The sequence below is a fragment of the Pseudomonas sp. FH4 genome (assembly GCF_000510915.2).
In the GTDB taxonomy this organism is placed as follows: domain Bacteria; phylum Pseudomonadota; class Gammaproteobacteria; order Pseudomonadales; family Pseudomonadaceae; genus Aquipseudomonas; species Aquipseudomonas brenneri.
Genome location: NZ_AOHN01000033.1, coordinates 1 through 570, shown reverse-complemented (window position 1 = coordinate 570; position 570 = coordinate 1). Strand labels below are relative to the sequence as shown.

1 protein-coding gene is annotated in these 570 nt (G+C 62.6%); it reads right to left on the bottom strand.

Features of this window, described 5'->3' with window-relative positions; genetic code table 11:
* A partial coding sequence (gene gpM / locus H097_RS23185) for a phage terminase small subunit (RefSeq protein ID WP_032862715.1) occupies positions 1 to 538 on the bottom strand: 538 nt, incomplete at its 3' end.
* Positions 539 to 570: the final 32 nt, after the last annotated feature.

Below are 570 nucleotides of genomic sequence, written 5' to 3'. Positions count from 1 at the left end.
CGGTCAGGTTCCATTCGCCATCGACAAGCGGCAGCAGGTCGGACAGGTAAGGCTCCGGGCTGCGCTTGGCGGTGTACTCGGCGTAGGCCCACTCGCACACGGCATCGGCAACAAAGGTCTGGATATCCCGGCGTTTGAACCGCTCCGGCATTTCCTGACCCTGTTCGATCAGGAAGTCCGCCAGTTCCAGGGCGTCATCGAACTGGGCGGTATCGAACAGCCAGATCAAGACTTGAACAGCAACGCGATTCGGGAAATTCAGCCCCGATTCGCAGTAGCGCTGAACGTATTCCTGGTACTTGGGCAGCAGCTCTTCACGCTTGAGCGCCTGGCGCCCGGCCAGGCCATTGATGGCACTGATTCGCGCCAGGTCCTGGTCCAACGCCGCTTCCTGCAACAACAGGTGTTTGCGCGCATTGGCTGGGCTGCTCAAGGCTTCCGCCGGCGAGTAGGGAAGAGCTGCGGAGACAGCCGCCGCCGTAATGGCGGCGCCTCCCAGGGCGATGGTGCGGCGCTTGTGCGCGAGGGCCAGACTCACGCGACCAGCTCCACGTTTTCGGTCATGGCGAA